This is a genomic window from Fluviispira multicolorata (assembly GCF_009208585.1).
In the GTDB taxonomy this organism is placed as follows: domain Bacteria; phylum Bdellovibrionota_B; class Oligoflexia; order Silvanigrellales; family Silvanigrellaceae; genus Silvanigrella; species Silvanigrella multicolorata.
This window is the reverse complement of the sequence record NZ_WFLN01000005.1, coordinates 485,743-512,477: the sequence shown is the minus strand read 5'-3', so window position 1 is coordinate 512,477 and position 26,735 is coordinate 485,743. Positions and strand designations below refer to the sequence as shown.

25 protein-coding genes and 1 tRNA gene are annotated in these 26,735 nt (G+C 34.4%); 12 read left to right on the top strand and 14 right to left on the bottom strand.

The window, feature by feature from the left end:
- Nucleotides 1–110: 110 nt before the first annotated feature.
- From GCL57_RS05800 to fliG, 7 genes are read right to left on the bottom strand one after another with little or no spacing between them, the layout of a single operon-like run.
- Nucleotides 111–1,775, bottom strand: coding sequence for a patatin-like phospholipase family protein (locus GCL57_RS05800; protein WP_152212382.1), 1,665 nt, complete (start codon nucleotides 1,773–1,775; stop codon nucleotides 111–113).
- A gap of 55 nt (nucleotides 1,776–1,830) precedes the next feature.
- Nucleotides 1,831–3,237, bottom strand: coding sequence for a THUMP domain-containing class I SAM-dependent RNA methyltransferase (locus GCL57_RS05795; protein ID WP_152212380.1), 1,407 nt, complete (start codon nucleotides 3,235–3,237; stop codon nucleotides 1,831–1,833).
- Complete coding sequence (locus GCL57_RS05790) at nucleotides 3,206–3,790, bottom strand: MotE family protein (protein ID WP_152212378.1); 585 nt, start codon at nucleotides 3,788–3,790, stop codon at nucleotides 3,206–3,208. Before GCL57_RS05790 ends, GCL57_RS05795 begins: the two co-directional genes overlap by 32 nt.
- Nucleotides 3,787–4,245: a flagellar export protein FliJ gene (gene fliJ, locus GCL57_RS05785; RefSeq protein WP_152212376.1), complete on the bottom strand. Its 459-nt coding sequence runs from the start codon at nucleotides 4,243–4,245 to the stop codon at nucleotides 3,787–3,789. The genes GCL57_RS05790 and fliJ overlap by 4 nt, the downstream gene beginning before the upstream one ends.
- Nucleotides 4,242–5,585, bottom strand: a complete 1,344-nt coding sequence (locus GCL57_RS05780; RefSeq protein ID WP_152212374.1) for a FliI/YscN family ATPase — start codon at nucleotides 5,583–5,585, stop codon at nucleotides 4,242–4,244. The genes fliJ and GCL57_RS05780 overlap by 4 nt, the downstream gene beginning before the upstream one ends.
- 1 nt (nucleotide 5,586) lies before the next feature.
- Complete coding sequence (locus GCL57_RS05775) at nucleotides 5,587–6,774, bottom strand: FliH/SctL family protein (protein WP_152212372.1); 1,188 nt, start codon at nucleotides 6,772–6,774, stop codon at nucleotides 5,587–5,589.
- 10 nt (nucleotides 6,775–6,784) lie between these two features.
- Nucleotides 6,785–7,783 (bottom strand): flagellar motor switch protein FliG, encoded by a 999-nt coding sequence (gene fliG / locus GCL57_RS05770; protein WP_161597624.1) that lies wholly within the window; start codon nucleotides 7,781–7,783, stop codon nucleotides 6,785–6,787.
- Nucleotides 7,784–7,996: 213 nt separating this feature from the next.
- Between fliG and GCL57_RS05765 the strand changes: the two genes are divergently transcribed.
- Nucleotides 7,997–8,842, top strand: a complete 846-nt coding sequence (locus GCL57_RS05765) for an ABC transporter substrate-binding protein (RefSeq protein ID WP_161597623.1) — start codon at nucleotides 7,997–7,999, stop codon at nucleotides 8,840–8,842.
- The gene (locus GCL57_RS05760; RefSeq protein WP_152212366.1) at nucleotides 8,839–10,086 is read left to right on the top strand and encodes a dicarboxylate/amino acid:cation symporter; all 1,248 of its coding nucleotides are present in this window, start codon (nucleotides 8,839–8,841) and stop codon (nucleotides 10,084–10,086) included. Before GCL57_RS05765 ends, GCL57_RS05760 begins: the two co-directional genes overlap by 4 nt.
- A 19-nt stretch (nucleotides 10,087–10,105) precedes the next feature.
- Here GCL57_RS05760 and GCL57_RS05755 read toward each other — a convergent pair whose 3' ends face one another.
- The gene (locus tag GCL57_RS05755; RefSeq protein ID WP_161597622.1) at nucleotides 10,106–10,600 is read right to left on the bottom strand and encodes a GNAT family N-acetyltransferase; all 495 of its coding nucleotides are present in this window, start codon (nucleotides 10,598–10,600) and stop codon (nucleotides 10,106–10,108) included.
- A gap of 120 nt (nucleotides 10,601–10,720) precedes the next feature.
- Nucleotides 10,721–10,795, bottom strand: a tRNA-Gln gene (locus tag GCL57_RS05750).
- A 125-nt stretch (nucleotides 10,796–10,920) separates the two neighbouring features.
- Between GCL57_RS05750 and GCL57_RS05745 the strand changes: the two genes are divergently transcribed.
- Both GCL57_RS05745 and GCL57_RS05740 read left to right on the top strand, forming a co-directional pair.
- Complete coding sequence (locus tag GCL57_RS05745) at nucleotides 10,921–12,036, top strand: branched-chain amino acid aminotransferase (protein WP_161597621.1); 1,116 nt, start codon at nucleotides 10,921–10,923, stop codon at nucleotides 12,034–12,036.
- Nucleotides 12,037–12,244: 208 nt separating this feature from the next.
- Nucleotides 12,245–12,784 carry a hypothetical protein gene (locus tag GCL57_RS05740; RefSeq protein ID WP_152212360.1) on the top strand — a complete coding sequence of 180 codons (540 nt, stop codon included), beginning with the start codon at nucleotides 12,245–12,247 and terminating at the stop codon, nucleotides 12,782–12,784.
- Here the strand turns inward: GCL57_RS05740 and GCL57_RS05735 are convergent, their stop codons facing one another.
- The 3 genes from GCL57_RS05735 to GCL57_RS05725 are packed head-to-tail and all read right to left on the bottom strand — an operon-like array spanning nucleotide 12,785 to nucleotide 16,989.
- Nucleotides 12,785–13,720, bottom strand: a complete 936-nt coding sequence (locus GCL57_RS05735) for a flagellin (RefSeq protein WP_152212358.1) — start codon at nucleotides 13,718–13,720, stop codon at nucleotides 12,785–12,787.
- A 3-nt stretch (nucleotides 13,721–13,723) separates the two neighbouring features.
- A complete protein-coding gene (locus tag GCL57_RS05730) occupies nucleotides 13,724–15,355 on the bottom strand; it encodes a methyl-accepting chemotaxis protein (RefSeq protein ID WP_152212356.1) in 1,632 nt (543 codons plus the stop codon).
- 38 nt (nucleotides 15,356–15,393) lie between these two features.
- Complete coding sequence (locus GCL57_RS05725; RefSeq protein WP_152212354.1) at nucleotides 15,394–16,989, bottom strand: GspE/PulE/PilB domain-containing protein; 1,596 nt, start codon at nucleotides 16,987–16,989, stop codon at nucleotides 15,394–15,396.
- Between the two features lie 147 nt (nucleotides 16,990–17,136).
- Between GCL57_RS05725 and GCL57_RS05720 the strand changes: the two genes are divergently transcribed.
- The 3 genes from GCL57_RS05720 (at nucleotide 17,137) to GCL57_RS05710 (ending at nucleotide 20,005) form a co-directional block, all read left to right on the top strand.
- Nucleotides 17,137–17,727, top strand: coding sequence for a TetR/AcrR family transcriptional regulator (locus GCL57_RS05720; protein WP_152212352.1), 591 nt, complete (start codon nucleotides 17,137–17,139; stop codon nucleotides 17,725–17,727).
- 30 nt (nucleotides 17,728–17,757) lie between these two features.
- Nucleotides 17,758–19,164, top strand: a complete 1,407-nt coding sequence (locus GCL57_RS05715; protein WP_161597620.1) for a POTRA domain-containing protein — start codon at nucleotides 17,758–17,760, stop codon at nucleotides 19,162–19,164.
- 124 nt (nucleotides 19,165–19,288) lie between these two features.
- Nucleotides 19,289–20,005 carry a hypothetical protein gene (locus GCL57_RS05710; protein ID WP_152212348.1) on the top strand — a complete coding sequence of 239 codons (717 nt, stop codon included), beginning with the start codon at nucleotides 19,289–19,291 and terminating at the stop codon, nucleotides 20,003–20,005.
- A 99-nt stretch (nucleotides 20,006–20,104) separates the two neighbouring features.
- Here GCL57_RS05710 and GCL57_RS05705 read toward each other — a convergent pair whose 3' ends face one another.
- Nucleotides 20,105–21,067 (bottom strand): flagellin N-terminal helical domain-containing protein, encoded by a 963-nt coding sequence (locus GCL57_RS05705; protein WP_152212346.1) that lies wholly within the window; start codon nucleotides 21,065–21,067, stop codon nucleotides 20,105–20,107.
- A gap of 153 nt (nucleotides 21,068–21,220) precedes the next feature.
- Nucleotides 21,221–21,943, bottom strand: coding sequence for an FAD-dependent thymidylate synthase (gene thyX / locus GCL57_RS05700; protein WP_152212344.1), 723 nt, complete (start codon nucleotides 21,941–21,943; stop codon nucleotides 21,221–21,223).
- 168 nt (nucleotides 21,944–22,111) lie between these two features.
- On the opposite strand from thyX, the gene GCL57_RS05695 reads away from it, so the two are divergent.
- From GCL57_RS05695 to GCL57_RS05675, 5 genes are all read left to right on the top strand, one after another.
- Nucleotides 22,112–22,555 carry a hypothetical protein gene (locus GCL57_RS05695; protein ID WP_152212342.1) on the top strand — a complete coding sequence of 148 codons (444 nt, stop codon included), beginning with the start codon at nucleotides 22,112–22,114 and terminating at the stop codon, nucleotides 22,553–22,555.
- Nucleotides 22,556–22,561: 6 nt separating this feature from the next.
- A complete protein-coding gene (locus GCL57_RS05690; RefSeq protein WP_152212341.1) occupies nucleotides 22,562–24,640 on the top strand; it encodes a tetratricopeptide repeat protein in 2,079 nt (692 codons plus the stop codon).
- A gap of 43 nt (nucleotides 24,641–24,683) precedes the next feature.
- The gene (locus GCL57_RS05685; RefSeq protein WP_152212340.1) at nucleotides 24,684–25,361 is read left to right on the top strand and encodes a hypothetical protein; all 678 of its coding nucleotides are present in this window, start codon (nucleotides 24,684–24,686) and stop codon (nucleotides 25,359–25,361) included.
- 122 nt (nucleotides 25,362–25,483) lie between these two features.
- Complete coding sequence (locus GCL57_RS05680) at nucleotides 25,484–25,861, top strand: DDE-type integrase/transposase/recombinase (RefSeq protein WP_161597619.1); 378 nt, start codon at nucleotides 25,484–25,486, stop codon at nucleotides 25,859–25,861.
- 254 nt (nucleotides 25,862–26,115) lie between these two features.
- On the top strand, nucleotides 26,116–26,658 hold the full coding sequence (locus GCL57_RS05675; protein WP_152212336.1) for a peroxiredoxin: 543 nt from the start codon (nucleotides 26,116–26,118) through the stop codon (nucleotides 26,656–26,658).
- Nucleotides 26,659–26,735: the final 77 nt, after the last annotated feature.

Here is a 26,735-nt window from a genome sequence, read left to right as displayed (position 1 = left end):
ATCCCTACCTCTATATAATTCATTCCTTATACAGAGTTTATATCGGAAAGTTATTTAGTTGATTAACGTTACAGAAATTGCCTATAGGTAAATTGTATGTAGGAAAATTGTCAGTTAAGTAAATCTTGGATCATTTTTTTAGATTTTAATGCAAAACCGTGTTTAGCAAATTTATGTGCAATAGCATCATATGAATTTAATATTTGAGAAATTGTGCAGCGATATCCTAAATCAACTAGTTCAGTTCGAATATAATATTTCATTGGATTTCCTGCCATTGCTTCCATAACATCATCTGTTGGCTTAAAAATTACAAAATCGACATCAGGATTATTGTCCATTGAGTGCATTAACATCGAACTTGATCTTGTTTGAACAAGACTTTTTACAGCTTGAACTAAAGTAAAGTATCCACCTTTTTTCATAACTGCACCTGGTTGATTACTTGTATAAGGTACCATGGGATCTATATAAACAACCAAACCAGCACCTTTTCGAATTGCAGTATTAAAATCAGAAGCGCTTGTTAATTGTCCGTCTGTAAACCAATGTCCCTTAACTTTTTCAGGCAGATAAAATGGAGGCAATGCCGTGCTTGCACGTATGGCTTGACTGATCCTAATGTCTTTCCATGGCTCTTCACCAAAAACAATATTTTCTCCCGTGTCTTGATCTGTTACGCTAATATAAAGTTCTTTTTTTAAATTTGCCATATTGTCATCAATGCCAAAGTGGCGCATTTGTCTTTCAAAAAATTTCTTTAATTTTTCACCCTTAAAAAATCCGGTAGGCACTGAATTTTGTAAGCGACTTACCAGTTCTGCAGAATCAAATGTTGAAAAGGCACGAATAAAATCAAAGACACGTCGGAAAATTTCAGCTCCAGCAGGATCAAATATTGTATTTAAACCTAAAGGCTCAAGGCTTGTATGTTTTCGATAAATTTGTTTGACAAGATCGTCTGAGTGAACTCCTACGGCTAAAGTGCTTGTTACAATAGCGCCTGAGGATACTCCACAAAAAATATCAAAATCACCACATTCACGATCAAGTAAACAATTATCAATTGCATTTACAACACCAATTGAGTAAATATATCCTTCAAGCCCTCCACCTGAAATACAAATACTTGTTTTTTTATGATTGAGACGAAAATCATATAATTGACGTGTTGCAATTAAAAATAATTCTACTGAATCAGGCGGATCAATGATTACGGCACGCACATTTGCAAGACTCAAACGAAATTCTCTATTTGTTGTCTTAGCAGAATTAGGTAACACAACAACCACTCGTCGCATGGTGTAATGAAAACCTCTTGGGGTGAATTTTTCAATTGCAGACTTTAAATTTTCAAAGGTAACAGGAATCTCGTGATCTTTTTGCTCTGATATCGTTGATGAAGAATGTAAAACTTTTGAATGATCTAATTTATTAATTTCTTCATCAATCTCATACATTTCATTTTCATTTACTTCACTCTCATTTTGCGTAAAGCGCTCATCAAGAATAATTAAATCCGCATCAAAAACAGGAAGTTCTTGGGCAAGTTGATAAACATCTGTATAAAAATTAATTGTTGCCCCAGGAAAAGCATTGGCAGCCAAAGCAAGACGACGAAGAACATAGGAAGAAACAGAAAAAGAATTGCTTTTTTGTGGATCGAGATTTCTTGCCCCTGCATTCAAAAAATCATGTTTTAAAGACTCTATGAGAGCTTCAACGCCCACATACATAACTCTATACTCTTTAAATCCAGCAAATTTATCTGACACAGAGAAACTCTCCTTTAGTTAGAAAGAAGACATGGTCTCAAACGAGAAGACCACCTCAGGTCGTAGCTTTTTTTTCTTTAGGATACATAACATATTGTAAGAACTTACACTGCAAACTTCCATTATAAACAGAAACTTTTCGCGTAGGACGTAAACCAACAGCTTTCATTGCAGATTCATTCGCAGTAAGAAGCCAAGAGTTCCAATTAGGATACTTATGTTTCCAAAGATCGCCCATGGACTTATAAAATGGAGCGAGATCTTCTCCTTCTTCAAGTCTTTCTCCATAAGGAGGGTTGACTATTTGCATACCACAGGAAGCATGGGGTTTGCTTAAAAATGCATCTTTCGTTTGAAACGCTATGACGCGCCCGACGCCTGCTTCTTCTGCACAGTCTCGTGCAACATCAATATTGCGGTGAAGAATATCGCTTGCTCTAATAGGAGCGAGAATATCATCAAATACTTCAATATTGTTTTTCTGTGCATAAAGCTTAGCTCTGACAGGTAGATCTGCAAGAGGTTTTTCATTAGATAAAATTTTTGTTTTTAAATCGCGCAATGCTGCTTTCATTTCTGGTACTTTATCGGGACAGAGATCCATAAATGCAAATTCATTACGACGTACATTAGGTTTCCAATGCAAAATAGCAAGAGCAGCTTCAATTGCAAGCGTGCCAGAACCGCACATGGGATCAACAAAAAAAGGGGAAATTAAAACTTGTGTTGGTATTTTTTTACCTGAATTTTCATTTACACCTTTACGCTCTAAATAAACAGCATCAGTAGAGTTCCAAATACTATTTGCAAGTTTATTCCAACCCGAAATGCGAAGAAGTGCAGCAGCTAAAGACTCTCTTAAAGGAGCTTCGACTCCACCCACACGATATCCTCTGCGAGAGAGTGGCTCACCTGTAGTATCAACCGAAATACTTAATTTTCTGCGAACAAGGCGAACAAATATTTTTACATCTGGATTTTCAGTATTTACATTTGGACGTTCACCAACTTTACTACGAAATACATCACAAATTGCATCTTTAATTCTTAATGATGCAAACATAGAATTATTAACAAAAGAGTCACTCACCGAAGCATTTACTGCAAAAGTGAGATCTTTTGAAAAAATTGTGGACCAATCTATTTGTGATGCAATGAAATGAAGCTCTTCTTCACTTTTTACTTCTGCTTCAGCAAGAACTAATAAAACACGACTCGAACACATTGAAGCTAAATTAGCTGCAATACAAGCACTCCATGGGCCTTCCATATAACAACCCGCAGAACCTGTCCAAACTGTTGATTTAATTTGATGGGTTGCGCAAATTTCTTCGAGTTCTTCTTTTAAAATGTCTTCAAATCCTCTGGAAGTAGAGACAAAAAAACGAGGGCGAGAAAAAGGGGATGCCAAATATTCGTCAGTATGAAAACTATGGGGGTGACGCTGTTCCTTTGTTATCATTTTTATCCTTATATGGAGCACACAAACCAAGCTCTCTTAACATTTCAAATTCTCTGCCAGAGCGAATACGTGTATAATACTCCAAAAATTGTGTTGCTTTTGCGGGCGTTGAGTTTTCAAGGAGCTTTGTAACTTGACGTGCTGGCAAACGGCTCAATAGGGCTATTACCAAATCTCTATCCATCGTATCCATGACGGGAGCAACTTTGCGTGGTTCCATTTTTGAAACAAACTCCACAGCCTCTTTCACCCGCTCCTCTTTTAGTTTCTTCTCTTTTTGAAGAGTTTCGTCAAGCAATCTTCTTTCTTCTTCAATTTTTTTAAGCTGAGTATCAATATCAAGTCGCGATCTATCGTATGTTTTTTTGGCTTCATCAAGGCGCACAAGTTTTTCTTCCACATCACTGCGAATGAGCTCCAGTTCATCACGAATGCGCATAGCTTCAGAGGCTGTCAACTCATTTTTTGGTATATTTGGTAAATTCTCAGCTTTTATGCTCATTTGAGAATAAAATAAAATAAGAATGAATAATAATTTTATTTTTTTTATCATTCTTCGCCTTTTTCTTGAAATTGAGTTCTCAAATATTTTTGATTACCAACTTCATCAAGAACAGATTGCTCTTTATATGATTCTTTTCTACGAAATTCTTTTTCTTTTATTTCTTTTAATTTTTCAATTATTTTTTGATTTCTTCGTGCTTGTATGAGGGTTTGCTGATAAACTTCTAAATCAGATTGACAGGATCTTAAATTATCTAACAGCTCCATAATTCTACCTTGTCGGATGTTTAAAGATCGTTCGTAAATTGTTACCTTATGAATTTGTGCTTTTTGCACACAAAGATTTAATTCATCCCTATCAGAAAAATAAAGATCCCTTTCTTTGTGGATCATATTTTTTAATTCTGCAATAACTCTTTTAGCATATTCGACTCTTAGTTCTGCATCAATTGTTTCTTGTTCTCTTAAATTTAAAATTCTTTGTAATGAAAATCTAAAACTCATGTACGATCCTCTCCTAACAATTCATGCAATGAGTTTAATGAATCTTCAAAAGAGCATTTTAACATACGATCTTGTTTCAAAAAAGCCTCTATTTGAGGAAGAAGTTTCATTGCTTTATCTAACTTTACATTCATCCCAGTATTATATGCACCAATGTTAATAAGGTCCTCATTTTTCTGATATTCAGCCATGAGATCTCGAAGAATCGTAACTGCTTTTAAATGTTTTTCATCTGCAATGTCTATCATAACGCGACTTGCACTCGACAGAATGTCAATTGCAGGAAAGTGATTTCTTTCTGCAAGTGAACGGGAAAGATTAATATGGCCATCGAGAATACTTCTTGCAGAGTCGCAAACAGGATCATTAAAATCATCGCCTTCAACTAAAACTGTATATATTCCAGTTAAGGATCCTTGTGTATCACTATTACCAGCACGTTCTAAAAGTTTAGGTAACAAAGAAAATACAGATGGAGTGTAACCTTTTGTCGTTGGTGGTTCACCAACCGATAAACCAATTTCTCTTTGCGCCATAGCCACACGGGTCAATGAATCCATTAAAAGTAAAACTTTTTTACCTTGATCTCTAAAATATTCTGCAATTGCTGTGCCCACATGTGCTGCACGCACACGGCTCAGTGGAGATTGATCACCCGTAGAAACCACAACAACACTTTTCTTTAAACCTTCTTCACCAAGATTTTCTTCAAGAAACTCACGAACTTCACGCCCACGTTCACCTATTAAAGCTATTACGTTTATTTCAGCATCTGAATAACGTGAAATCATACCCATTAAAACACTTTTTCCCACACCTGAACCAGCCATTATTCCAATTCTTTGTCCTTCACCAAAGCTTAAAAGTGCATTGATAGAACGAATACCTGTATCAAAATGCTTTGAAATTCTTCGGCGCGTTAATGGATTGAGCGGTTCACGAACAATTGAATATGAATTTCCTAGATTGCCTATAAACTCTTCGCCAACCATAGGACGTCCATAGCCATCAATAATTCTCCCAATTAAATGCTCTCCAATTAATATTTTTTGTTCACGCTCTATACATTGTACAAGTGAATTTGCACACACTCCAATTGGATCAGAAAAAGGAACGACAAGTGATCTTTCTTTGCGAAAACCGACAACCTCACCTTCAATTGAATAATTTCTTTCTCTGTTAAAAATTCTCACAAGTGCTCCAAGCGGAGCATCAGTCAAAGTTGCCTCAATAACAGTCCCAACAATTTGGATAACTTTTCCATATTTTTCAAAGGGGGTCTCAATAAAATGATTTTGTCTTTGTTTCTTTAGTTTTGAAAGGGCTTCATTTGAAAACATTTTAAGCCTCTTTCTTTTCTATTTTTTGTGTATCCTTTTCTATATTATTATTTTCTTGAAATAAATCCTTTTTTATATTTTCTATAATAACATTAACACTTTTCTTTATATCTACTAATGAAACTCCTGTATCACTTTCTACATGGAAAGCTCCATTTTCTAATGAGTCATTTTCTTTAATTTCAATTTTAGATGAATCTTTTTTTGTTTCAAGATGTTTACGAATGCGCTCAGCATCCTTAGAATTCATTTCAATAGTCAAAGAGTTTTTAGAATTGTAAAGTTTTAAAACTTCATCAAATAAATGAGCTAATGATTCATCATTAGATTTTATTTGCTCTTTAAGAATCTTTTCACAACAAAGCTTAGTTAGTTCAACAAATATATCTTTACCCTGGTTTAATATATCTTCTTTTAAATCTGTTAACTGTTGTGCAACTTCTGAAATATTTTCAAACGCCTTTTCAAATTTTGACTCTGCTGCGGCCATCCCACGTTCTTCGCCGCTTTGAAACCCTTCGCGTTCTCCCGATACAAAGCCTTCTTTTTTGCCAGCCTCTATTCCTTCTTTCTCACCTTTTTCAAACCCATCTCGCTTTGCTTCGGCAAATATTGATTCATTTTTTTCTTTAACTTTTTCTAAATCTTCTGTTTTTTCTTCCCTTTGTGCTTCTGATTTCATCTCATTTTTAACTTCATTTGGTTGTTCCTGAGGAATAAAACTCATTTCTTGCGAGTTGTTACCTTGCCCTTCTGCTACCTTAGATTGTTCTAGAGATTCTTTGTCAGATTTCTGATCTTTTACTACATTTTTTTTTGCAGTTTTGACTTCAATCTGATGCTCCATTTCTGATAATTCTAATGCCATCGCCTCTTCTTCATCCATCATAGTTCGCCGTCTGCGAATAACCATTTCCTTACGACCTTTTTCAAAATCCAAAGTCATATCTGTGGGAAGCATTATTTTTGCACGAGTTCCTATTTGCTTTTTAAAATCACGGGCCGTTTTAATCTTTGCTTCATATTCTTGAGGATCATGCATTTTTTGTAATATGACACTCTTTCTTGGATTGTCTGGAAAAATAACGCTTTGATCGCTAAAATTAAGCCACGGATACTTTTCTATTTCCAAAGTATTCATAACTTTTGTATTTTCTTTTTTTACAAGCCTGCCAGTTTTTGATCCCACAAAAACCTCATCATACGAGTGCGTTTTCACCACTAGCTGAAATTACAATCTTACCTTCATCATTCAAACGACGTGCAACTTGTACAATTGCAAATTGCGCCTGCTCTACATCCGAAATTTTTGCTGGTCCCATTATCGTCATTTCTTCTCGCAAGTTTTCCGCAGCCTTTTGTGACATATTTTTGAATATTAATTCTTTAACACCTTCTGAAGCTGTCTTTAATGCAAGTTTTAATTGCTCTGGTTTAACTTCACGCATAACTGTTTGAATACCTCTGTCATCAATCTTAATGAGGTCATCAAAGACAAACATTAGTTTTCTAATATTTTCAGCTAAATCAGGATCTCTTTCTTCAAGCCTATCGAGAATATTTTCTTCCGTTGCTTTATCCATAAGATTGAGCATTTCAACAATTGGTTCAATTCCACCAACTTTTGAACTTGTTACGTTACCTAATTTTTGAATTTCATTACGTAAGACATCATCTATTTCATCTATAATTTCTGGAGAAACACTTTCCAAACTTGCAACTCTTAAGATTAATTCCGTATGTAAACTTTCGGGTAATATTTTTAATGTCTCACCAAATTTTTTAGGATCAAGATGGGCCAGAATGAGAGCCATCGTTTGAGGGTGTTCATTTCTTAAGAAATTTGCCAACATTTTTGGATCTATCAACTCGAGTGATTCTAGATTTGCATTGGATGTTAATGATAATTCATCAATAAGAGCATTAGCTTGATCACTTTTAAATGCTGATTCAATTAATTTCCTAGTAAAATCATTACTTCCTAAAAAATATTTTTTATTGGATTGAAGAATGTGATAAAATTCTTCCATAACCATATCAATTGCATCACTATCCACCCGACCAAGACGACTCATTGCGCTACCAATGCGCTTAATTTCAAATTCAGTCATGTGCTTAAAAATTTCAGCCGAAATTTCCTCGCCAAATGCAAGAAGAAGTATAGCTGCCTTTTGAGGGCCTGAATATTTTATGGCCACATGTCCCCCTTGAAAAAAAATCTCCTTACTTAAGTTTAAAGCCAAATTTTTTACTGTAGTAGAAAAAGTCAGCATTCAGTCAAAAAGAAATTAGGAAATTATTTCCAACTCCATTTCAAATTTTTGGCTCAATTTTTTGCACTTCTGCAAATTATTAAGCGTGTTAAAATAATTTGAATGAACTTTATTAAATTAAAAAATGAGAGATTTATTATGATCAATTCTAAATTCAATTTTCTAAAAAAATTATTATTTTTTATTCTTCTGATATTTTTTTTGCAATTGCCGCTGTATGCAACAAAGGATATTCCACCGGATATTAAAAAAATTATTACACGCGGAAAACTTATAGTCGCATTAAAAAATGGAAATTACCCTCCCTTTTTTTATGAAGATGATAAAAAAGCTTTAATTGGATATGATATAGAAATGGCTCAAGATATTGCAAAGAATTTAGGGGTTGGAATTGAGTACAATCGAAATGCTCAATCTTTTGCAGATGTCATTAAACTTGTCGAAAATGATTCTGCTGATTTAGGAATCAGCGCATTGAGTTCAACACTTTCAAGAGGACTATCTGTTAACTTTTCTGATCCCTATTTATCACCAAATCAATCCCTTATCTTGAATCGTATCTTAGAAATTAAACTTAAGAATAATAATGATATTGATAAAAGTGCCTTGAAAATTGCTGTGCTTAAAAATTCTGCATATGAAGATTATATCAAACAAAATATAACCAGTTTTGATGAACTCTTAAAAAATACAGAAACAATCCAGTATGATGATCTCGAAAAAGCATTAACTGATGTTATGAATGGTAAAATACTCGCACTTTATGTTGATCAAATATATGCAAATTATATTATTAAAAACAGAAAACTTGCGAATATTTATGTACGAAGAAAAGATATCGACGGAGAAATTGATCCCATTTCTATTGTTGTGAATTGGCGAAACCAAAATCTTTTAAATTGGATAAATCTTTATGTAAAAAGAATGAAGTATGAAGGAAGAAATAAATACCTTTCTCAAAAATATCTGAAAGATTTAAAATGATAAAAAAGATTAAAAGTCTTCTTCTAAATCATTGGACAATATTTATATCGATGTTTCTTGGTGCATTATTTGGGATTTTTGCGCCAAAGATTGCAAAACAAATTTCATTTCTTGGAGATTTATACCTAGATTTCCTTCAAATAACAGTCATACCAATCATGATGTCAGCACTCATTTGTAGCTTTTATAACATTTTCCACTCCAGTGATTCAATTTATTATTTAAAACGCCTTGTCATCATTTTCTTTTCTTGCATGATTGCTGTTACATTTATATCAGTATTTCTTTGTATCATCATAGGTCCTGGCAATAATCTAAGCACTAACGCTGTACAATTATTAAATAACAGTATTGGAAACTCTGAAAAACTTATACGTAGCTTCACACCAAGTAGTACAAGTCATGTAAATTTTATAGAGTATTTTGAAAATATTATTCCAACTAATATTGTTAAATCAATCTATGATAGAAAAGATATCTCTATTTTATTATTCTCTATTTTACTTGGTATTGCCCTTGGTATTACCAATAGTCCGAGTGTTAAAATAGCTGTTTCATTCTTTGATGCCATTTTTTTATCTTTCTTAAAAATGGTTGACATACTCATGTATTTTTTGCCATTTGGTATTTTCTTTTTGATTTCAGGATTTCTTTCAAATGTTGGCATACAAACACTTAGATCTTTATTTGACTTAATAGCTCTTATTTATGCGACTATAATAACATTTTTCATTACTTTTAGCATCATTATTTCTCGAACGCAAAAAAAACCAATATTGACATGTTTGAAAAAATTAAAAAATGCTTATTTAATTGCATTTGGCACTTCAAGCAGTTTTGCAGCTATGCCAACAGCTATGCTTGCTCTGACACAAGATTTTAAAGTAAATAAGCAAAGTGTTGAGCTTGTTATGCCATTAGGCGTAAGTTTATTTAAACCAGGAGTCATGATTCGAAGTATAGCAATTGCCATTTTTCTTATGAATTTATATAAAATTCCAATCAGCATTTCTTCCATGACAACTTTATTCTTTGCCAGTTGGGCCGCCTCCATTGCAAGTACGGCGGGACCTGCAATTTTGAGTGCAACATCATTTGGAATTGTGCTTTCACCTTTAGGCATACCCCCCTCAATTGGCATTTTTCTTTTGCTTAGTATAGAGCCACTTATTGATCCATTTATTACTATGCTTAATATTCAAGGAAATTGTGCTGTAACTTTAATGGTAGCAAAAAAAGAATAAAAAAAATGAAAGTACTTTCTTAAAAATAGACTGGAATACTCTCTATATTTTTTTTCTGAAAATGAAAATGATTTTTGAGATCAAGTACCATAGCTTTTGATTTCTCATACCTTTGCAAATTCAATGGCAGCAATTTAAAACCAAACTGCTCATAAAAAGAAGGCTTGATATCAGAAAATAGAAAAAATGCTTTAACATCTTTCCCATGGTTTTGTTTTTGCGTGATCTCTTTCATTAAATAAGTCACATAACCTCTGTTACGATACTCTGGCAATGTTGCAACAGAACCGATTCCTACGGTATTTTCATCAAGGCCAAAAGAATTTCTATAGCAAATGAGACTGCTGACAATTTTATTATCAATTTCAAGAACAAACCACTGCCCACTCTCATATTTATCAGATTCACTGCATTTTAGAGCATATTGTTCAAGGGTGAGAGTTTCTCCCCATGTGTCATGCCCCATAAAATATATAGAAGGAAAATCTTTTTCAGTAGCTTTTCTCACTATCATGTCTTTCCCCGAGCTCATATAAATGATAAACATAATTTTGTTTAAATTTTACTCTAATTTATTTTAGTTAATTTAGCAAGAAATTGAGAAAGAAAAAGGAGGCAATTAATGGGGAAGTAATGGCTGGGGCACTAGGATTCGAACCTAGGAATGACGGTATCAAAAACCGTTGACTTACCACTTGTCGATGCCCCACCAGCGGTGAAACCTGTATGCCAACCTTCCAAGACGTTGTCAAGCTTCTGGCGAAAAAAAAAAAAAAAGTTTATGGTCGTGACTCAGAGACGAAACCCTTTCGTCTCTCTCGCAAAGGGAATAACATGATAAATAAAAGAAATTTAGTTAATGAAAAGAAAGATTTTAAGATTATCAAACTTCTACTGCCAAAACACATGCGTAAAACTCCTCCCACTTCCTCAGAAGCAATCCCCTTTGGAGCTGTTACTACCGACCATATGCTAATCTGTGATTACATTCCTCATAAAAATGGCTGGCAAATCCCTGAAATTATTCCATATAAACCATTTACTCTCAACCCGAGCGCACTTGTTTTTCATTACGGACAAACAATTTTTGAAGGATTAAAAGCCTACCGTTCAAAAGAAAACAATGAAGAAGTTTATCTTTTCCGCCCCGAAAAGAATGCTCAACGCTTGCGTCTTTCAGCATTGCGCCTTGGGATGGAACCCATTCCCGAAGATCTTTTTGTTGCCTGCGTTGAAGAACTTGTTAAAGTAGAGCGTAAATGGATTCTTCCTGCGCCCGACTCTCTCTATATTCGTCCAGCCATGATTCCCCTCGACGAAGGCGTTTCATACAGAGCTTCAAGAGCCTACCGCTTTTTTATTATTCTAAGTCCAGCAAAGAGCTACTTCTCAAATGAAACCGGAGTTTCAGTATTTATTGAAAGAAAACTTTCAAGAGCTGCTGTGGGTGGCTCTGGCGAAGCAAAATGCGGCGGAAATTATGCAGCCGCACTTCCGCCTATGGTTAAAGCAAAGGAATATGGAGCAGAACAAGTTCTCTGGCTCGATTCAAATGAACATAAATATGTTGAAGAAGCAGGCGCTATGAACGTTATGTTTGTTTACGGGAAAAAAATTGTAACCCCTGCACTCAGTGGCAGCATTTTACAAGGAATCACCCGCGCCTCAATTTTAGAACTTGCAAAAGATTTAGGTTTCGATGTTGAAGAAAACAAAGTTGAAATTTCAAAGGTAATTGAAGACATTAAAAACAATAAATTAACAGAGATGTTTGCATGTGGAACAGCCGCAGTGATCACTCCAATTAATATGCTCATTGATGAAAACGAAAAAATAGAAATTAATAATGGTAAAATTGGAGAAATTACACTTAAATTAAAAGATCATTTAATTGGTATTCAAATGGGCAACTTACAGGACCCTTATGGATGGAGAATTCCAATTGTTTAAATAAAGCAATTGGAACTTAATTTATTTAACAGTGTCCAAAATAATACCAGTCAATTCTCCGACACACTCTGTCCTAAAAATTCATATATGTATTTCTTGAGGAGCACTCACTGTAGATCCTCAAACCTATAAATGATGAGATCATCAAACTTAAAAATAATGGATAAACAAAGATTACTATATTATTTGCTAGTATGAGGAATATATAATGAAAACAAATTCTGACATTGCAAAAACACCCTCTGAAATTGCTTCTGAACTTTTTCAGGGAACTAAAGTTGAATCTGCTTTTGATAAAAGAGGAAAGTTTAGTCACTTACTTGCACGCTTATCAAAAAATGAATTTTTTAAACTTTATTCTCCAAACACAACAGTTACAATTTTTATTCAAGGATATTGGTTACAGTTATGCCTAAAAGATAAAAATAAAATAATTTTAAATCGTGAAACAAATAGTCATTTAGCTCTTGAAACTCTAGAGAATGAATTTGGATTTACAACTTTAATACTTTCTCATATGGGAAAATACGTTGGGAAATTTAAATTTAGAAGCATGACATCATCTGAAATTTTTGAAACCTCTGAAGGATATTATGCCATAGCACGAGCGGCAGTGCGTGTTTTTACAAAGATTCAAAGTTCTTTTGCACTGAGAAAAACAGAAATGCATTATTTACCTGTTGTTCAAATAATGCCAGAGGAGGATTTAGAAATACAATTTGATGCAAATTTAGTTAATATTCAATAATTAATTATTACGATCGAGACTTTTAATTAAAGTCAAAATATTTTGCGAACTGTTACTTTGTGCAAGCAAACTCGTTCCAGCTTGTACAAGAATTTTTGCACGCGCTAAATTTGTTGATTCCGTAGCATAGTCAACATCACGTATTCTAGAATTTGCCGCAGCAACGTTTTCATACGCAACATCCAAAGAGTGCATTGAGCTTGTCAATCGTGAAGTCACTGCACCAAACGAAGCTCTATGTTCTGATAATTTTAACTGCGCATCATCGAAACTCGATGCTGAATGATTCGAATCAATATTAAATGTATCCATCACCTCATCCAATGAAACACCATCTTTTGAATTTGCAAGATGTTCTGCAGAAATAAGACCAATATCTTTTGGACGCGCATTGATTTCATCGAGTTTTTCAACGCCAATTTGATTTAAATCTTTTCCATCGGCAATGACTGGCTTCCCCACCTTCGACCAAAATGACTTTGCATTTGCGGAGGTGCCTACTCCAGAAACATCAACAGAATTCGTATGATCTAATATATTGCGACCTGCATATGAGGTTGTTGCTGCAACTCTATCCATTTCATCATAGTGAGCTTGATATTCTACAAATATGAACTGCCTTTCTTTATCTGAAAGGGAGGGGTTTAATGATTGCGCGACAAGTTCTTTCAAATGAATTGTTGTATTCGTCATTTGACTCAAGGCCGAGTCAGCTGTTTGAGTAAAACTCAAACCTTCATTCACATTTTGTTTATAAGAATTAATTTCTTTCATTTTAGATATTAAGGCATCAGACTGCGCTCTTTCAACCGGCATAGGTTCGCTTCGAGTAAAACGAATCCCACTTGAAAGTTTCTCTAAACTGTTTTCCACTTCTTTTTGAGATTTAGCAATATTGCTTTCAAGCACTCCATTGCCAGTAATTCGAAGTCCCATAGTTCAAGTTACATCCTTAGCACTTTCACTACTTCCCCCCGCGTCTTTATTAATAGAAGACACGCTGCTATCTGTCTCGGAAAATTTTCCATCATCTTTAAGGATCAAAACCTGCCCCGGAGAGCCTATTTGTAAAGTAACACCATTGGTAAGCATATTTTTTAGATATTCACTTGCAAGTATAACTTTATCTACGCAGCTAGAAATATCTTTACCAACATTTTGCATAGACTCAAGTGCTGATCTATCGGTATCAAGGTGTTTGAAAGAAAGTTCAACTTGGTGCAATCCACTTGAACATTGACTCGCAGCCACTTCAGAATCCGATTTAGCCTCACCTAAAGCGACGGCCACATGATGCACCCAATCATGAACCTGTCTTGCAACACTTTGCGCTTGTTCTAAACTATTAATATTTTCTACTAATTTTTTAATTTCAAGCTGTATTGCAGCTAAACTGCTGGTCCCAGCAGCTACAATTCCAGTTAAACTCGTCTCTACTTGAGTGACTAAATCTCTTGCAAAAGTTGCTGTATCAGAGATTTTACGAATGCTTCTGAACATTTCGCGAGTTCTTGTTTTGTTACCTTCAGATAGGTTTTTTGCCGTACCAAGTTGATCATCGAGACCAATTGCTTGACGAGAAAGTTGTCCTATTTTTTCTCTTAATTCTTTTAAAAGCTCATCTGCTGTAGCCGCTTTTTTAACCCCAGCCTCTATAACAGCATGACCTTCTCGAATAGCACTCATTGCCCCCGATGTTTCTTCTTGAATAGCTTCAATTCTATCATAAATATCCCTTGTTGCTGTAGAAGATCTTTCTGCTAATTTTCTAATATCATCTGCAACAACCGCAAATCCTTTTCCTTGATCACCTGCACGCGCAGCTTCAATACTTGCATTTAACGCAAGTAAATTTGTTTGCTCAGAAATATCATCAATAACTTCAATAATACTTCCAATATCTGCAACTCTATTTGCTAAAATAGATATTTTTTCTTGAACAGCATTCATACGGTCACGACCACCAATCATTCCCATAGTAACGCCTTGAATAGCTTCTCGCGTAGTCTGTGAGTGCTGAAAGACTTCATTTTGTAAAGATTGTGTCTTATTCATAAGCTCATCCCAGCTTTTAATGACTTCAGTGAGCTCCTCCATTTGATCTTGGAAAGTGTTGAAATCATGCAAGAGATCAGATCCCAAACGTCCCCATGCTCTGCTACGGTCTGCGGTTTTTCGAGTTTCAGCAAGAGAATGTCTACTCATTACAATGCTTTCTCTTATATAATCAGCAGTAACATTCAAGGTAATAATGCTTTCACCAATAGCTTGTCGAGTGCTATCTAAATTAAAGGATGCACGTTGGATTTCTCTATCTTTTGTTTTTCTAAACTCTAATAAATTACCTAAATTCTCTGTTACGTTAGCTACGTTGTCGCTAATCTTACGAAATTGTCCTTGTAAAGCAAGTAAAAATTGTCGATTTGCTTCAATATCTGTGCTTTGCGAAAATGCCACAAGCTCATTTAATCGGCGTATAGCAATCAATAATTGCCGCTGGGCATTTAACATTGATGCCATGCAGTCTGATGCAGATAATTTTGCATTCGATGAGTTGATATCGTTTTCCACAAAACACCTCACATATAAGAAATAGCAATTTCAAAAAATCACGATGCATCTTTCATTTTAATAACTCTTTTTATAATTGGCTCAATTGCAAATGCAACTGAGTTTTCTTCAGGTCTAACGACAGAAGAAAGATCTCCTTCTACAGAAAAATCATCTCCTTCAATTAAATATTTTTCATCCTCTCGCAAAGTAACAGAAGTGTTAAAAGGTTTTAATAACGAATTAATCATTTCAATTGCTTGATTTTTATCATCTAATAAAGACAATTTTACAAGCGCTAAACTTGCAAGCGAAGACAATTGAACAGTCATTGATTCTGTCGGTGCCTCAAATACTTTCTCTTCTGAAGGTGATATATCAACCTCCATTTCACTGTCATCGGTTAAAATGTTTTCTGCCGCTTGCATATCAAGTTCTTGTGGCTCTTCTGCAACTGGAGTTGATTCTGATAATTCTTGTGACTCTTCTGCAACTGGAATTGATTCTGATAATTCTTGTGACTCTTCTGCAACTGGAGTTGATTCTGATAATTCTTGTGACTCTTCTGCAACTGGAATTGATTCTGATAATTCTTGTGACTCTTCTGCAACTGGAGTTGATTCTGATAATTCTTGTGGCTCTTCTGCAACTGGAGTTGACTCTGATAATTCTTGTGACTCTTCTGCAACTGGAGTTGACTCTGATAATTCTTGTGACTCTTCTGCAACTGGAGTTGATTCTGATAATTCTTGTGGCTCTTCTGCAACTGGAGTTGATTCTGATAATTCTTGTGACTCTTCTGCAACTGGAGTTGATTCTGATAATTCTTGTGACTCTTCTGTTACAGGATCTTGCTGTACGGCTTCAACTTTTTCGTTTTCTACACCACTCTCTTCATTTTGAGATAATGTTGCTTGATCAACTTCTCCACTGCTGCCATCAATAAAACCAACTGTTGGCATTTTTTCAGATGCATCTGTATCTTCAGCAACAGAAATTTCTGCTGATGGTTCTGTACTCATTGCTTTTTCTGTTTTCTTATCTCTTCCTTTTTCTCGTTTTTTTGTTACAACGACTTCATCATCACCAGATTCAGAATCTTTTAAATTTGAGCTTACAAAGTCATCGTCAATACTAATCGCTTCCGCTTTATGAGGAACTTCATAACGAATTCCACCAATAACTCCTCTTGTATTTTCAAGTATTGTTGTTAAATTTAAAGCTGATTTATGCACTTTATATATTTTTGATAAACCTTCTGCTAATTGAAAAACAGTTGCGGAAACTCCAATAATTCTTTTATTTAAGAAAAATCTTAGCTGATTTATAATTCCACGATCAGAAGGATCTTCCAATGCAATATAAAGCGCATTGGCATCTTCACCTAAGCCAAAACAACTAAAATGAATAGCAAGATCGATTGGAACCAGTGATTGATATGTTTCATCCAACATTGCAAGAGCTTGCTTCCCAAGCGCACCCACACCAAAATATCTTTGTAAATAATCTTGAATTTGTTCTGGAGAAGCAATATTAAGAGAGCGTAACATTCGTACTGGATTTTCACCCAAGTCTTTACAAGTCTTTCTAAGAGCTAATAGCTCTATTGAAGACAGATACCCATCCTGCTGCATAATTTGAAGCAAATCATACATGTGACAGTTGTTAACTCCCTCTTTCACACTGTTTGTTTGAAATTCTCTTGACTCGTTGCACTTAGATCTTAAGCTGTTTGTGTTTCAGAAGGGATAACAGTTCCTTCCTAGATATGAATTTGACGTCACAATACAGGAATATAAATTATGAACCGTTCCGACCTTGCTTCAGAAAGAAAAACTCAAATTATAAATGCGACAATCGAATGTATTACTCGTTATGGTTATAATAATTTTTCTATGCAAGACGTAGCCCGTGTTGCAGACGTATCAAAAGGAATTATTCATTATTATTTCCTAAATAAAGAAGATCTCATGATGACTGTACTTGACTATGTCAGTACAGACATTGAAAACCTTTTGCATGCAGGTGATTTAAATACGGATCCTATTGCAAAACTTTCAAATGTCATCTGGATGTGCTCAAGTGTGGTGCAAAATAAACGAGAGTACTACAGAATAAACATGGATTTCTGGACTCAAATCGATCAAAAAGAAAAAGTTCGTCAAGAAATTGCAAGTCATTATTCAAAATTCAGAGCAGCAATTGCAAACATAATTCAACAAGGAATCAACCAAGAAGTGTTCCGCAAAGGTGATTCTCTTCAATTTGCTAGTCTTATTATTGCTTTAATTGACGGAATAGCTTTACAATGGCTTTTTGATGAAGGCGTCTTTAACTATGATGAAATTGTGAAAAATTGCGAAGAAACGATCATGAATTTTTTAACCAAATAAGACATCTTGTCTCTTAGGAAATAAAATATTGTGCCTATAATTAAAACATATGGGTTTAAAAAAATCTTAATTTTCCTTTTTCTTTTCTATAATATACATATTATTTTTAATCACGACAAAGTTTTTGCACAAGATTTAGATACTAAACTAGTAGGAAAAGAAGTTCTTCCGATAAACGCGAATAATTTAATAATAAAAAATATAGAAATTAATGGAAATACCCAAACAAGTGACGATATCATACTAGAACAAATTACTTTAAAAGAAAATAATAGATTTTATGATTCTGATTTAAAAAATACAATTCAAAATTTAAAAAACTTACAAATATTCTTAAATATAGAAATTAAATTATATAAATTAAATTCAGAAGAAAATAATATTTACTTAAAGATAAATGTAGAAGAGAAATGGACCCTTTTACCATATTTCCTAACTGGATCAGGGGGAGGAAGTAGTTACCTTGTCGTTGGTTTATATGACACAAACTTTCTAGGGCGACTTTATACATTCAACTTTACCTATGGCTGCAAAAACGATAATTGTTCAACATTTATTTTTTTTAGAAATCCTAGCATTCTAGGAGGACCTGTCAATCTTGTGATCAATGGCGCAAGACAGCACGATATCTTCCACACCTATGATAAGGATCGCAATATCACTGGTTCATTTTCAAATAAAAGAAATATGTTGACTTCTTATGCTGATATCAAAATAACAAATGCTTTGTCATTAGGTGGTGGATTTATTTTTTATGAAAATAATATAAATACAGATGGCATCAGCAATGAAAATATAGCAACAAACAATAATTTAAATTATAATTTACCACCTTCAACCACATCCTTAGCACTTGAAGGTCGTTTAACATTAGGCTCAATAAACTATGATGGAATCATAAGCAGTGGAGTCAATTTTACTTCAATTCTCGATACAACTGCTAATATGTATACAAACCCACAGAATAATTACACCGCATTAAATAACACTCTCTTATTCTTTCACCCAAATATTCCATTCGGATTATTTAACATCCCACTCCCACGTCAATCCTATTTAGCAATTAGAGCAAACTTGAGTCTGACAACGAGTGATATATTACCCCAACAATATTTTTTAGGGGGATTAGACAAAATTAGAGGATATTACGACAATGAGTTCTCAGGAAAATTTGCTTGGTTTAGCAACATTGAATTGAGAATTCCAAGCTACATTGGTGAATACTTAACCCTTCAGCATGCAATATTTAGTGATGCAGGCAATGCAACAGAAAAATTTGAAAATATTGTTTCACCTCGCACTGCAACCAGCGTCGGTGTTGGCATTCGCTTTCTGCCAATGAAAATCAATCGCGTGGCAATCAGACTTGATTATGCTTATACTTTGACACCATTCCATACTTTTGGCTTTAGCTTTGGTTTGTTACAATTTTTTTAAGAAATTGCTATACTCACTCATGCAAGTTTATAATTTAAGATGAGTCTCACTAAGAATAAGCAAAATCTTAATATTATACTTTTATATATTATAAAACTCTTTACTCCAGCGGAGTGAGCTGATTATGCCATTAAATCTAACTGCCCCAACAAAAATTTACAAATCTCTGATCCAAAGAAGTCCAATTCAAGTTGTTTCATTGATTGGTATTAATCAATACCATACATTAGACTCAAAACAACTCTATCCAATTGCGTATAATTTAGATGAAGCACCGAAGGATGAAATCATCCCACCCAATCAAACTCATTTAAAAAACTTAGCAAAAAGAACTTATATGTTGATAAATGGTGGACATAATATTATTTTAGATGACAAATTCTTATCAGAAAAAAAAGATGTTATCTTAGCATTAGCTGCAGACAGCATTGGTCTTGCTTGTTATGATTTAGCTCGCTTAGCACGAATACCGGTGACTCCTATGACATCAGCAGATCAAATTATTAAATCACTTGAAAAATTAAGCTTTGATACAGATGACACAGGAATAATTGCTAAACCTTCTATTATTTATGGATTAAGAGATAACTTATTAAAAGGACGAATTTCACACTTTATTACAGGTAAATTAAAAACAAAAAATGTTATCGATTATACTTATCCAATATTTACACCAGCAGTAGCAAATGAAGAAATTATAATTTATAATATTCACGACTCATTTGTGATTGCAGATCCTGTTTCTATTTTTCTTACTGAACATAATCAAATAGCAATTGAATTTAAAATTGATATTCAAAATAAAGATGCAATTGAAATATATTCCATACAAAATTCGTAAATACAATTTATTTTAAAAAATATACTTAAGACAAAACAAAGATTAATATTTTAATTAAAAAATAATAATCTTTGCGAAAAGAGTTAATATAAATTATAATCAGCCTAATAAACGCAACGCTGCACCAGGGCTTTGATTTGCTTGCGCAAGCACAGCAACACCACCTTGTTTAAGTATATTAGACTGTGCCAATTTCGCTGTTTCTTCTGCATAGTCCGTATCACGAATACGGCTATTTGCCGCTGCATAATTTTCAGTCTGAACAGACAAGTTTGCAATAGTTGAACCAAGACGGTTTTGATATGCACCCATTTCAGCGCGAAACTCTGCAACTTTTGAAATCGCACTGTCGAGTTTATTTATAGACAATTGAGCACGCATTTTTGAGTCGGTGAGTCCCCCCCCTTCCAAAAACACACCCGTCGATTCCATACTTTCTTCACTGGCACGACCAAGTTCTAAGCCCACTGTGCTAGTGTTGATGTTTTGGAAGTTAAGACGAATAATATCAACTGGGTTACGTCCAAATTCACCATCCGCATCTGAACCATCGGTTTCTTTAAACCAGTTTTTACCAACTTGAATTTCAAGTGGAGGAGGGTTCGATTTAGAAGTTAATGCTTCAGGTAAGCCTTCAGCAGTACCTGTTAAAAGCATTGTTCCGTTAAATTCGGTTGAATTTGTAATACGATCGACTTCATCTTTAAGCGCATTAAATTCTTTGTGAATAAAGCTACGCTCCTTATTACCGACCGTATCGGAAGCACCTTGCACAGCAAGCTCACGCAAGCGAGTCAACATATTTCCAATTTCATTCATACCACCTTCGGCAGTTTGAAGAAGCGAAATACCATCGCTGGCATTACGTCTTGCCATATTAAGACCACGAATGTCTGCTTTCAATTTTTCACTGATTGCAAGACCGGCAGCGTCATCAGACGCTTTATTGATGCGATAGCCTGAGCTCACCTTTTCGATGGACTCATCATTCGCCTGTGTGGAAATTCTCAAAGTTCGTTGAGAATTGAGAGACTGAATGTTGGTTTGTATACGCAAACCCATAGCTTGTTTCCTCCATGAAACTCACTTCAATCCAAAGCTACTGGAAAGAGTGCGACCATCCTTGGTCAGACGAGTAAAAATGTACCGCATGCAAATTGCACCGTGTACATTTTGCATATCGGATAAAATTTTCACCTCTGTAGGAAATTTTTTCTATTTTTGGGAGTTAAGAAGAGCATCAATTGAGAGAGGACAAATAGGTTCGATTAGTTTTTTAATAGCACGGGCAAGATTGCGAATTTCAAGTTGTGCACCTTCGTGATCACGAAGTTTTATAAAATTGACTGTTGCTTCAAGTGAAGCCGTCCAAATTAATGAATTTTTAAAACTCAAAGGCATAACCATACGCGCCTGTTCCCCACAAACTCCTAAATCAAGGAGTTTTTTATAGGCAGCAAAACTTTTTTCCATTGCATCTAAATAAACAGCACGTGCTTCATCTTCACAATCAACATTTTCGCCTTCAACAGAAGCTTGTTTGTTGCTTGCACTCTGTTTGCGAAATTCGGAAGGAATATGAAATTCAGGTTCGAGTTTTACATAACGCCCAGAAATTTCATTCCATGTCGTTGCTGCTTCTTTAAATTCACCGCTCGTGTAAGCACACCCAACTTGATGTTTATAAAGCTGGCGACACACCACTTCGGACACACCTTCAAGAGTAAAAGTAAAAATGACGTGACGAAAAGGACTCATATGCTTATGGGCACCTAAATACTTTATGAGTTTGACATCTTTGTCATCCATTTCTGTTTTACGTTTTCCAAAACTCACGCGAGCAGCATTGACCACTGACAAGTCAGAACCCATAAAATCTGTAAGAGTGACCTGGCCATCATCAACTATAATTGTTGAGCCTTTTATTTGATTTATCACTTGTAAAGTCTCCTAAATTGGCAGAATAGAAAAATTCTGCTTACCAGCAAAAACTACAGTCCTTTTGCCAAAAAAGCAACACACCTAAATAATTGATTAATGCAAGAGCTATCTCATAAACTTTGATCAAGACTCATTTAAAAAATTTCTTTAAGAGGAATTCTACAGGTGGAAAAGCCATCAAATTCAGCGCTTAAAAGTTATGAAGATTTAACCTCAAAGCTTTCGTTTCGCTTTTCAACCACGCTGGCAAAAAGTGATTTTTATATTTTTTATGAAAAATGGATTAATCTGCATATAAATCTATTTTGTAATCTAAAAATTGATAGCAAAGATTCAATTTTAAGTGAAAAAGAATTAAATGATTTTTCACAAAAATTTATGAAAAAAAGAAGTGCGCTGGTGTCTTCTTATACACAAATAATAAAAAGAGAGAATGATTCAAAAAAAAATTTTCTCTTATTAAAAGATTTTATTTATATTCATGATGAAAACTTTAAAACAATATTAAAACAAATATTAGATGATTTTTCTAATGAATTGATTCGACTACAGTCCCTACGTAAAGCAACTTTTGCTTATACGCATTCTCATATATCTTCGGGAGGATAATTTACAATGAAAACCACTAGCTCCCTTGAAAATATAATCAAGGATGCAAAGAAATCTAGTTTTTCAGATCTGATCAGTCTCATTGAGGGTGAAGGCGGGAAAAATCTTGCGAACTTCCAACAACAGCATGCGGCACATATTTTAAGTGGAGCAAAAAGAATAGCCTTTGTAGCTCCCCAATTGCCCCATCCTTGTGAACTTGAAATTTGGAATATGTGCGCAATAAAACTTGGTATTGAAGGGGCTCTTTATACAAGCCATAATGAAGACCGAGCTTTTACCCATTTTGCTAAAATGATGAATCTATCAAATACCCCTGTATATTTAACATGCTACACAATGGATTCCATGCCTGAAAATAAAACCTTTTTATCAGGACTTGAAAAAGAATTAGAGCAATATCCTCTCATTATTTCCCTCGGAGAAAACTCCTTAGCAAGCTATCAAGCTGCGAAAACCAAAAGAATAAATCAAGCACGTCTCATTATTTGGCAAAATGCTCCACGACCTCCTCATGCCAATGTCGGTACACGATCTCCAAATGGATCTCCACTCCCAAATATTGCAAGAGAAAAAACAGTGCGCAAAGAGATCTTAAAAAATGCAGATCTTATTCTTTGTTTTGATAAAGATGGAGCAACTTGGTCCTATTTAGAAGAAGTCAGCGCACAAAGAATTCGCAGGGTAGCAAGAACAATTAATACAAAAAGATATTCTACTGAAATTTCCATCATGAGACGCATAGAACTGCGTACAGCACTCGGGCTACCTGAAACTGATTTTATTTTCTTCCATTTGGGCCCACTTGAGATTGAATCAGGAGCACTTGATTCTGTCTTTGCTTTTAAAAATCTTTTGCAAAGCAATCCAAGCTTTCAAGGCAATGCGCGACTTTGTTTTTGTGGCACGGGAGCGGCGGGAGCTGATATAAGACAAAGTGTTGTGGAAATGGGTTTAGATGATCACGTCTATTTTTTAAATCCAAATGGAGATGATTTAAAAGAAATTGCAGGCAATCAGTTTTCATCCATTATTTCTGTTTGTGATGCAATTATTCATGGCCCAATTGCTCCAGTCAATGGAAATCCACTGAAATGCCTCGACAGCACATATGATGTTATGTGTGCGCTTTCGTCAGAAATTATAACTATTTCAAATGGACACAATTGGATAGGAGAATGGATAAGTCGTTTTTATAAAACTTATTCTTCTGGCAGTATACATTCTTTAGCAAGATTAATGCAAGAAACTATTGAAAAGCAAGATAAAGTAACAAATGTAAAACTCGCAATAAAAAAAGCAATTGCAAATGAATTTCCATTTGAAAAAAATATAAATGAAATTTCAGAAGTATTTAAGTCTCTAATTGTTAATATTCCTTCTAATGAAATAGAAAGTTCAACTAAATTGATAGAACAAATTGAAGAAATGGTTATTGCTAAACAATATATTGATGCAATAAATTTAATATCTCTCGCATTTCAAAAAAATACCCTTTCTGTTGTTCAACAGGCAAATTTATTTCGTTTAATTGGTGATTGTTTTACAAAGCTTGGAGACCTCGACAATGGAGTGACAAATTATACAAAAGCACTCGAACTCGATCCCTATTGTGCTAAATGTTATATTGGCTTAGGTACAGTTGCATTACAGCGTAATAATTATAATATAGCAGTTCCTCAATTCCAAAAAGCAGTGAGTTTAGCTCCAAATGACGATATGGCAAGTCTTGGCCTTGGCCTATCATTTGAAGGATTAAATGAATTCAAAGAAGCACTTTCATGGACAGTTAGAGCTTGCCACTTAAAAGCAGACAATACTGTTGCTATTTATAATTTAGTTAAACTATCATTTGAAATGAATGAATTTGCCGACGCAGAAAGAGTTTTAATACGATATATTAGCTTACATCCTCATGATGTCAATATGATTTACACTCTAGGAACAATTACATATAAAACTGGTAAACAAGATATTGCTCTTCAACTCATGGAAAATATTCTTGCACTCGATCCAATGAACAGCAGAGCTCACTCTCTTATTTCCCAAATCCAAAAGTCAGAACAGCAAAGAAAACCAGCTTAAGTATGAAATATTATCTAATTGATAAACTGATAAGGAGTAAAAAATGGCTGATGTAAGAGTAAATGGAAAAAGAATCCCCCCTCTTCAAAGTGTAGATACTTTAGCAACATTAATGAAAAGACTTGAAAATATTGCTCTCAATAACAACAGTGCACTCACTTCACTAAGCATTAATAATTCGTCAATTGACATTGATAATCCTGAATATCTCAGACTAAAACTTGAAACAGATGACAAAGTTGATGCGCGATTAGATACTGCGGAACAGCTCTCATTTGAAAGTTTGCAAGTTGCCCTTGATATGGCTGCTCTTCTTGTTTTTGATTTAAAAGTGGTAACCTTAAAGTTATGGGACTCTGGGAAAAATTATGAAAAAAGTCTTGAAACATTATTGAGTGATTGTAATTTATTTCTTACACTCGCATCGAGACCTATTTATTTATTAAATAAAGATCCAGAACAGTTAGAACCCGAAGCAGAGACATGTTTAAGAGAACTCGATAAAATTGCAAATCATCTAGAAGATGCTACACTTCTTGCAGTTCATGAGCATGGAAAAGAAGCCTGTCATGTGCTTGTTGGCATGGTAAAACCCTCCATTGAGCGCTGGATCGGATTGAGTGCAAAATTCGCGCAAATACTTGAAATTAATACTGTAACAAACGCTTTCAATATATCTGAAAACCTCCTGCAAGACAATCATTTGCAAAATAATAAATAATAACAATAATCTCTTGCCTATATAATTCATTTGATATATCAAAAAAAACTGTTACGTTACCTTTCATTTAAAAAATGACCTAACGTGAAGTTCCTATCGTTTCTATGCAAGGAGTTCTTATAATGGCAACTAAAGAAAGAATTGACAAACAACATCGCTATCCATGGCCTGTAATTGAAACCGCTGTGCAATTATATTATCATGAAAATATGACTTATCGTTCTGTATCCGAAAAAATGCTTGCCCATGGCGTTGAAGTTTCACATAAGACAATTTATGAATGGGTTCAAAAATTCGGAAATAATGTGGATCAAAAAACTCGCAAGCGTATTCCAAACTATGAAATTGAAGAGTCATACGTAAAATGTAATGGTGACTGGAAATATATGTATCGCGCAAACGATCGTCAAAATACAACTTTAAGTGTTTGCATGCGTGACAAAAGAAATATGGCTGCTGCAAAATCTTTTTTCAAAAAATCTTTGGAAGCAAATGCATAATTTAAGTCATAAGATTTTTTTAAAAACTCTCAATAATTTTTTATTGAGAGTTTTTCTTTTATCACAGAAAATATTATAGTAAATCCACCTTTCTTTATTTTTAAAAAATATCAAATACTTAGACAGACAAAAGCTTATTTTAAAAAACTTGACACAGATAAAGATTTAGACTAATTCTAATTATAGTATCTATAAAAAAATAGATGCTATAAAAATAGTGTTTTTACAGTTTCAACATTTTACAGGAGTTCTATATGTCAAGAATTTTAAGCATTGCTCAGCCTTTTCCCAAATTCTCAGTCTCCGCAGTCATTTCATTAGAACCTGGAAAAGAGTTCGCTACTTTGAGCAACGAAAATATAAATGGTAAATGGGCTGTCTTCTTCTTTTGGCCCCTCGATTTTACCTTTGTATGCCCTACTGAAATTGTTGAATTTAATAAATCAATTAAACAATTTCATGATCGTGATGCTGAACTTTATGGTGTCAGCACAGACAGTCAGTATGTTCATCTCGCATGGCGAAAACACAACGATGATCTTAGAAATTTAGAGATTCCAATGCTTGCAGACAACAAAAAAGAATTGAGCGAAGCATTGGGTATTTTACACCCAATTGAAAAAGTTCCTTTAAGAGCTACTTTTATTATTGATCCTGAAGGTGTTATTCGCTGGGTTGCGGCAAATGATCTCTCCGTTGGACGCAATGTAAAAGAAGTTTTAAGAGTTCTCGATGCATTACAAACAGATGAACTGTGCCCATGCAATTGGGAAAAAGGACAAGCAACTCTTAAATAATTTCATTATCTAAATTTAAATAATTCAGTTTTTAATAAATACACAATAAAATAGAAATAAGATCGCTTGCTAAAAGG

What these genes read in the sequence shown, in the direction of transcription:
- GCL57_RS05765 (WP_161597623.1), top strand. Translation starts at nt 7,997, where the DNA reads ATGATCAATTCTAAATTCAATTTTCTAAAAAAATTATTATTTTTTATT.
- GCL57_RS05720 (WP_152212352.1), top strand. Translation starts at nt 17,137, where the DNA reads ATGAACCGTTCCGACCTTGCTTCAGAAAGAAAAACTCAAATTATAAAT.
- GCL57_RS05745 (WP_161597621.1), top strand. Translation starts at nt 10,921, where the DNA reads ATGATAAATAAAAGAAATTTAGTTAATGAAAAGAAAGATTTTAAGATT.
- GCL57_RS05760 (WP_152212366.1), top strand. Translation starts at nt 8,839, where the DNA reads ATGATAAAAAAGATTAAAAGTCTTCTTCTAAATCATTGGACAATATTT.
- fliJ (WP_152212376.1), bottom strand. Translation starts at nt 4,245, where the DNA reads ATGAGTTTTAGATTTTCATTACAAAGAATTTTAAATTTAAGAGAACAA.
- GCL57_RS05710 (WP_152212348.1), top strand. Translation starts at nt 19,289, where the DNA reads ATGCCATTAAATCTAACTGCCCCAACAAAAATTTACAAATCTCTGATC.
- GCL57_RS05795 (WP_152212380.1), bottom strand. Translation starts at nt 3,237, where the DNA reads ATGATAACAAAGGAACAGCGTCACCCCCATAGTTTTCATACTGACGAA.
- GCL57_RS05705 (WP_152212346.1), bottom strand. Translation starts at nt 21,067, where the DNA reads ATGGGTTTGCGTATACAAACCAACATTCAGTCTCTCAATTCTCAACGA.
- GCL57_RS05755 (WP_161597622.1), bottom strand. Translation starts at nt 10,600, where the DNA reads ATGATAGTGAGAAAAGCTACTGAAAAAGATTTTCCTTCTATATATTTT.
- GCL57_RS05690 (WP_152212341.1), top strand. Translation starts at nt 22,562, where the DNA reads ATGAAAACCACTAGCTCCCTTGAAAATATAATCAAGGATGCAAAGAAA.
- GCL57_RS05780 (WP_152212374.1), bottom strand. Translation starts at nt 5,585, where the DNA reads ATGTTTTCAAATGAAGCCCTTTCAAAACTAAAGAAACAAAGACAAAAT.
- GCL57_RS05685 (WP_152212340.1), top strand. Translation starts at nt 24,684, where the DNA reads ATGGCTGATGTAAGAGTAAATGGAAAAAGAATCCCCCCTCTTCAAAGT.
- GCL57_RS05725 (WP_152212354.1), bottom strand. Translation starts at nt 16,989, where the DNA reads ATGTATGATTTGCTTCAAATTATGCAGCAGGATGGGTATCTGTCTTCA.
- GCL57_RS05740 (WP_152212360.1), top strand. Translation starts at nt 12,245, where the DNA reads ATGAAAACAAATTCTGACATTGCAAAAACACCCTCTGAAATTGCTTCT.
- GCL57_RS05790 (WP_152212378.1), bottom strand. Translation starts at nt 3,790, where the DNA reads ATGATAAAAAAAATAAAATTATTATTCATTCTTATTTTATTTTATTCT.
- GCL57_RS05675 (WP_152212336.1), top strand. Translation starts at nt 26,116, where the DNA reads ATGTCAAGAATTTTAAGCATTGCTCAGCCTTTTCCCAAATTCTCAGTC.
- GCL57_RS05735 (WP_152212358.1), bottom strand. Translation starts at nt 13,720, where the DNA reads ATGGGACTTCGAATTACTGGCAATGGAGTGCTTGAAAGCAATATTGCT.
- GCL57_RS05680 (WP_161597619.1), top strand. Translation starts at nt 25,484, where the DNA reads ATGGCAACTAAAGAAAGAATTGACAAACAACATCGCTATCCATGGCCT.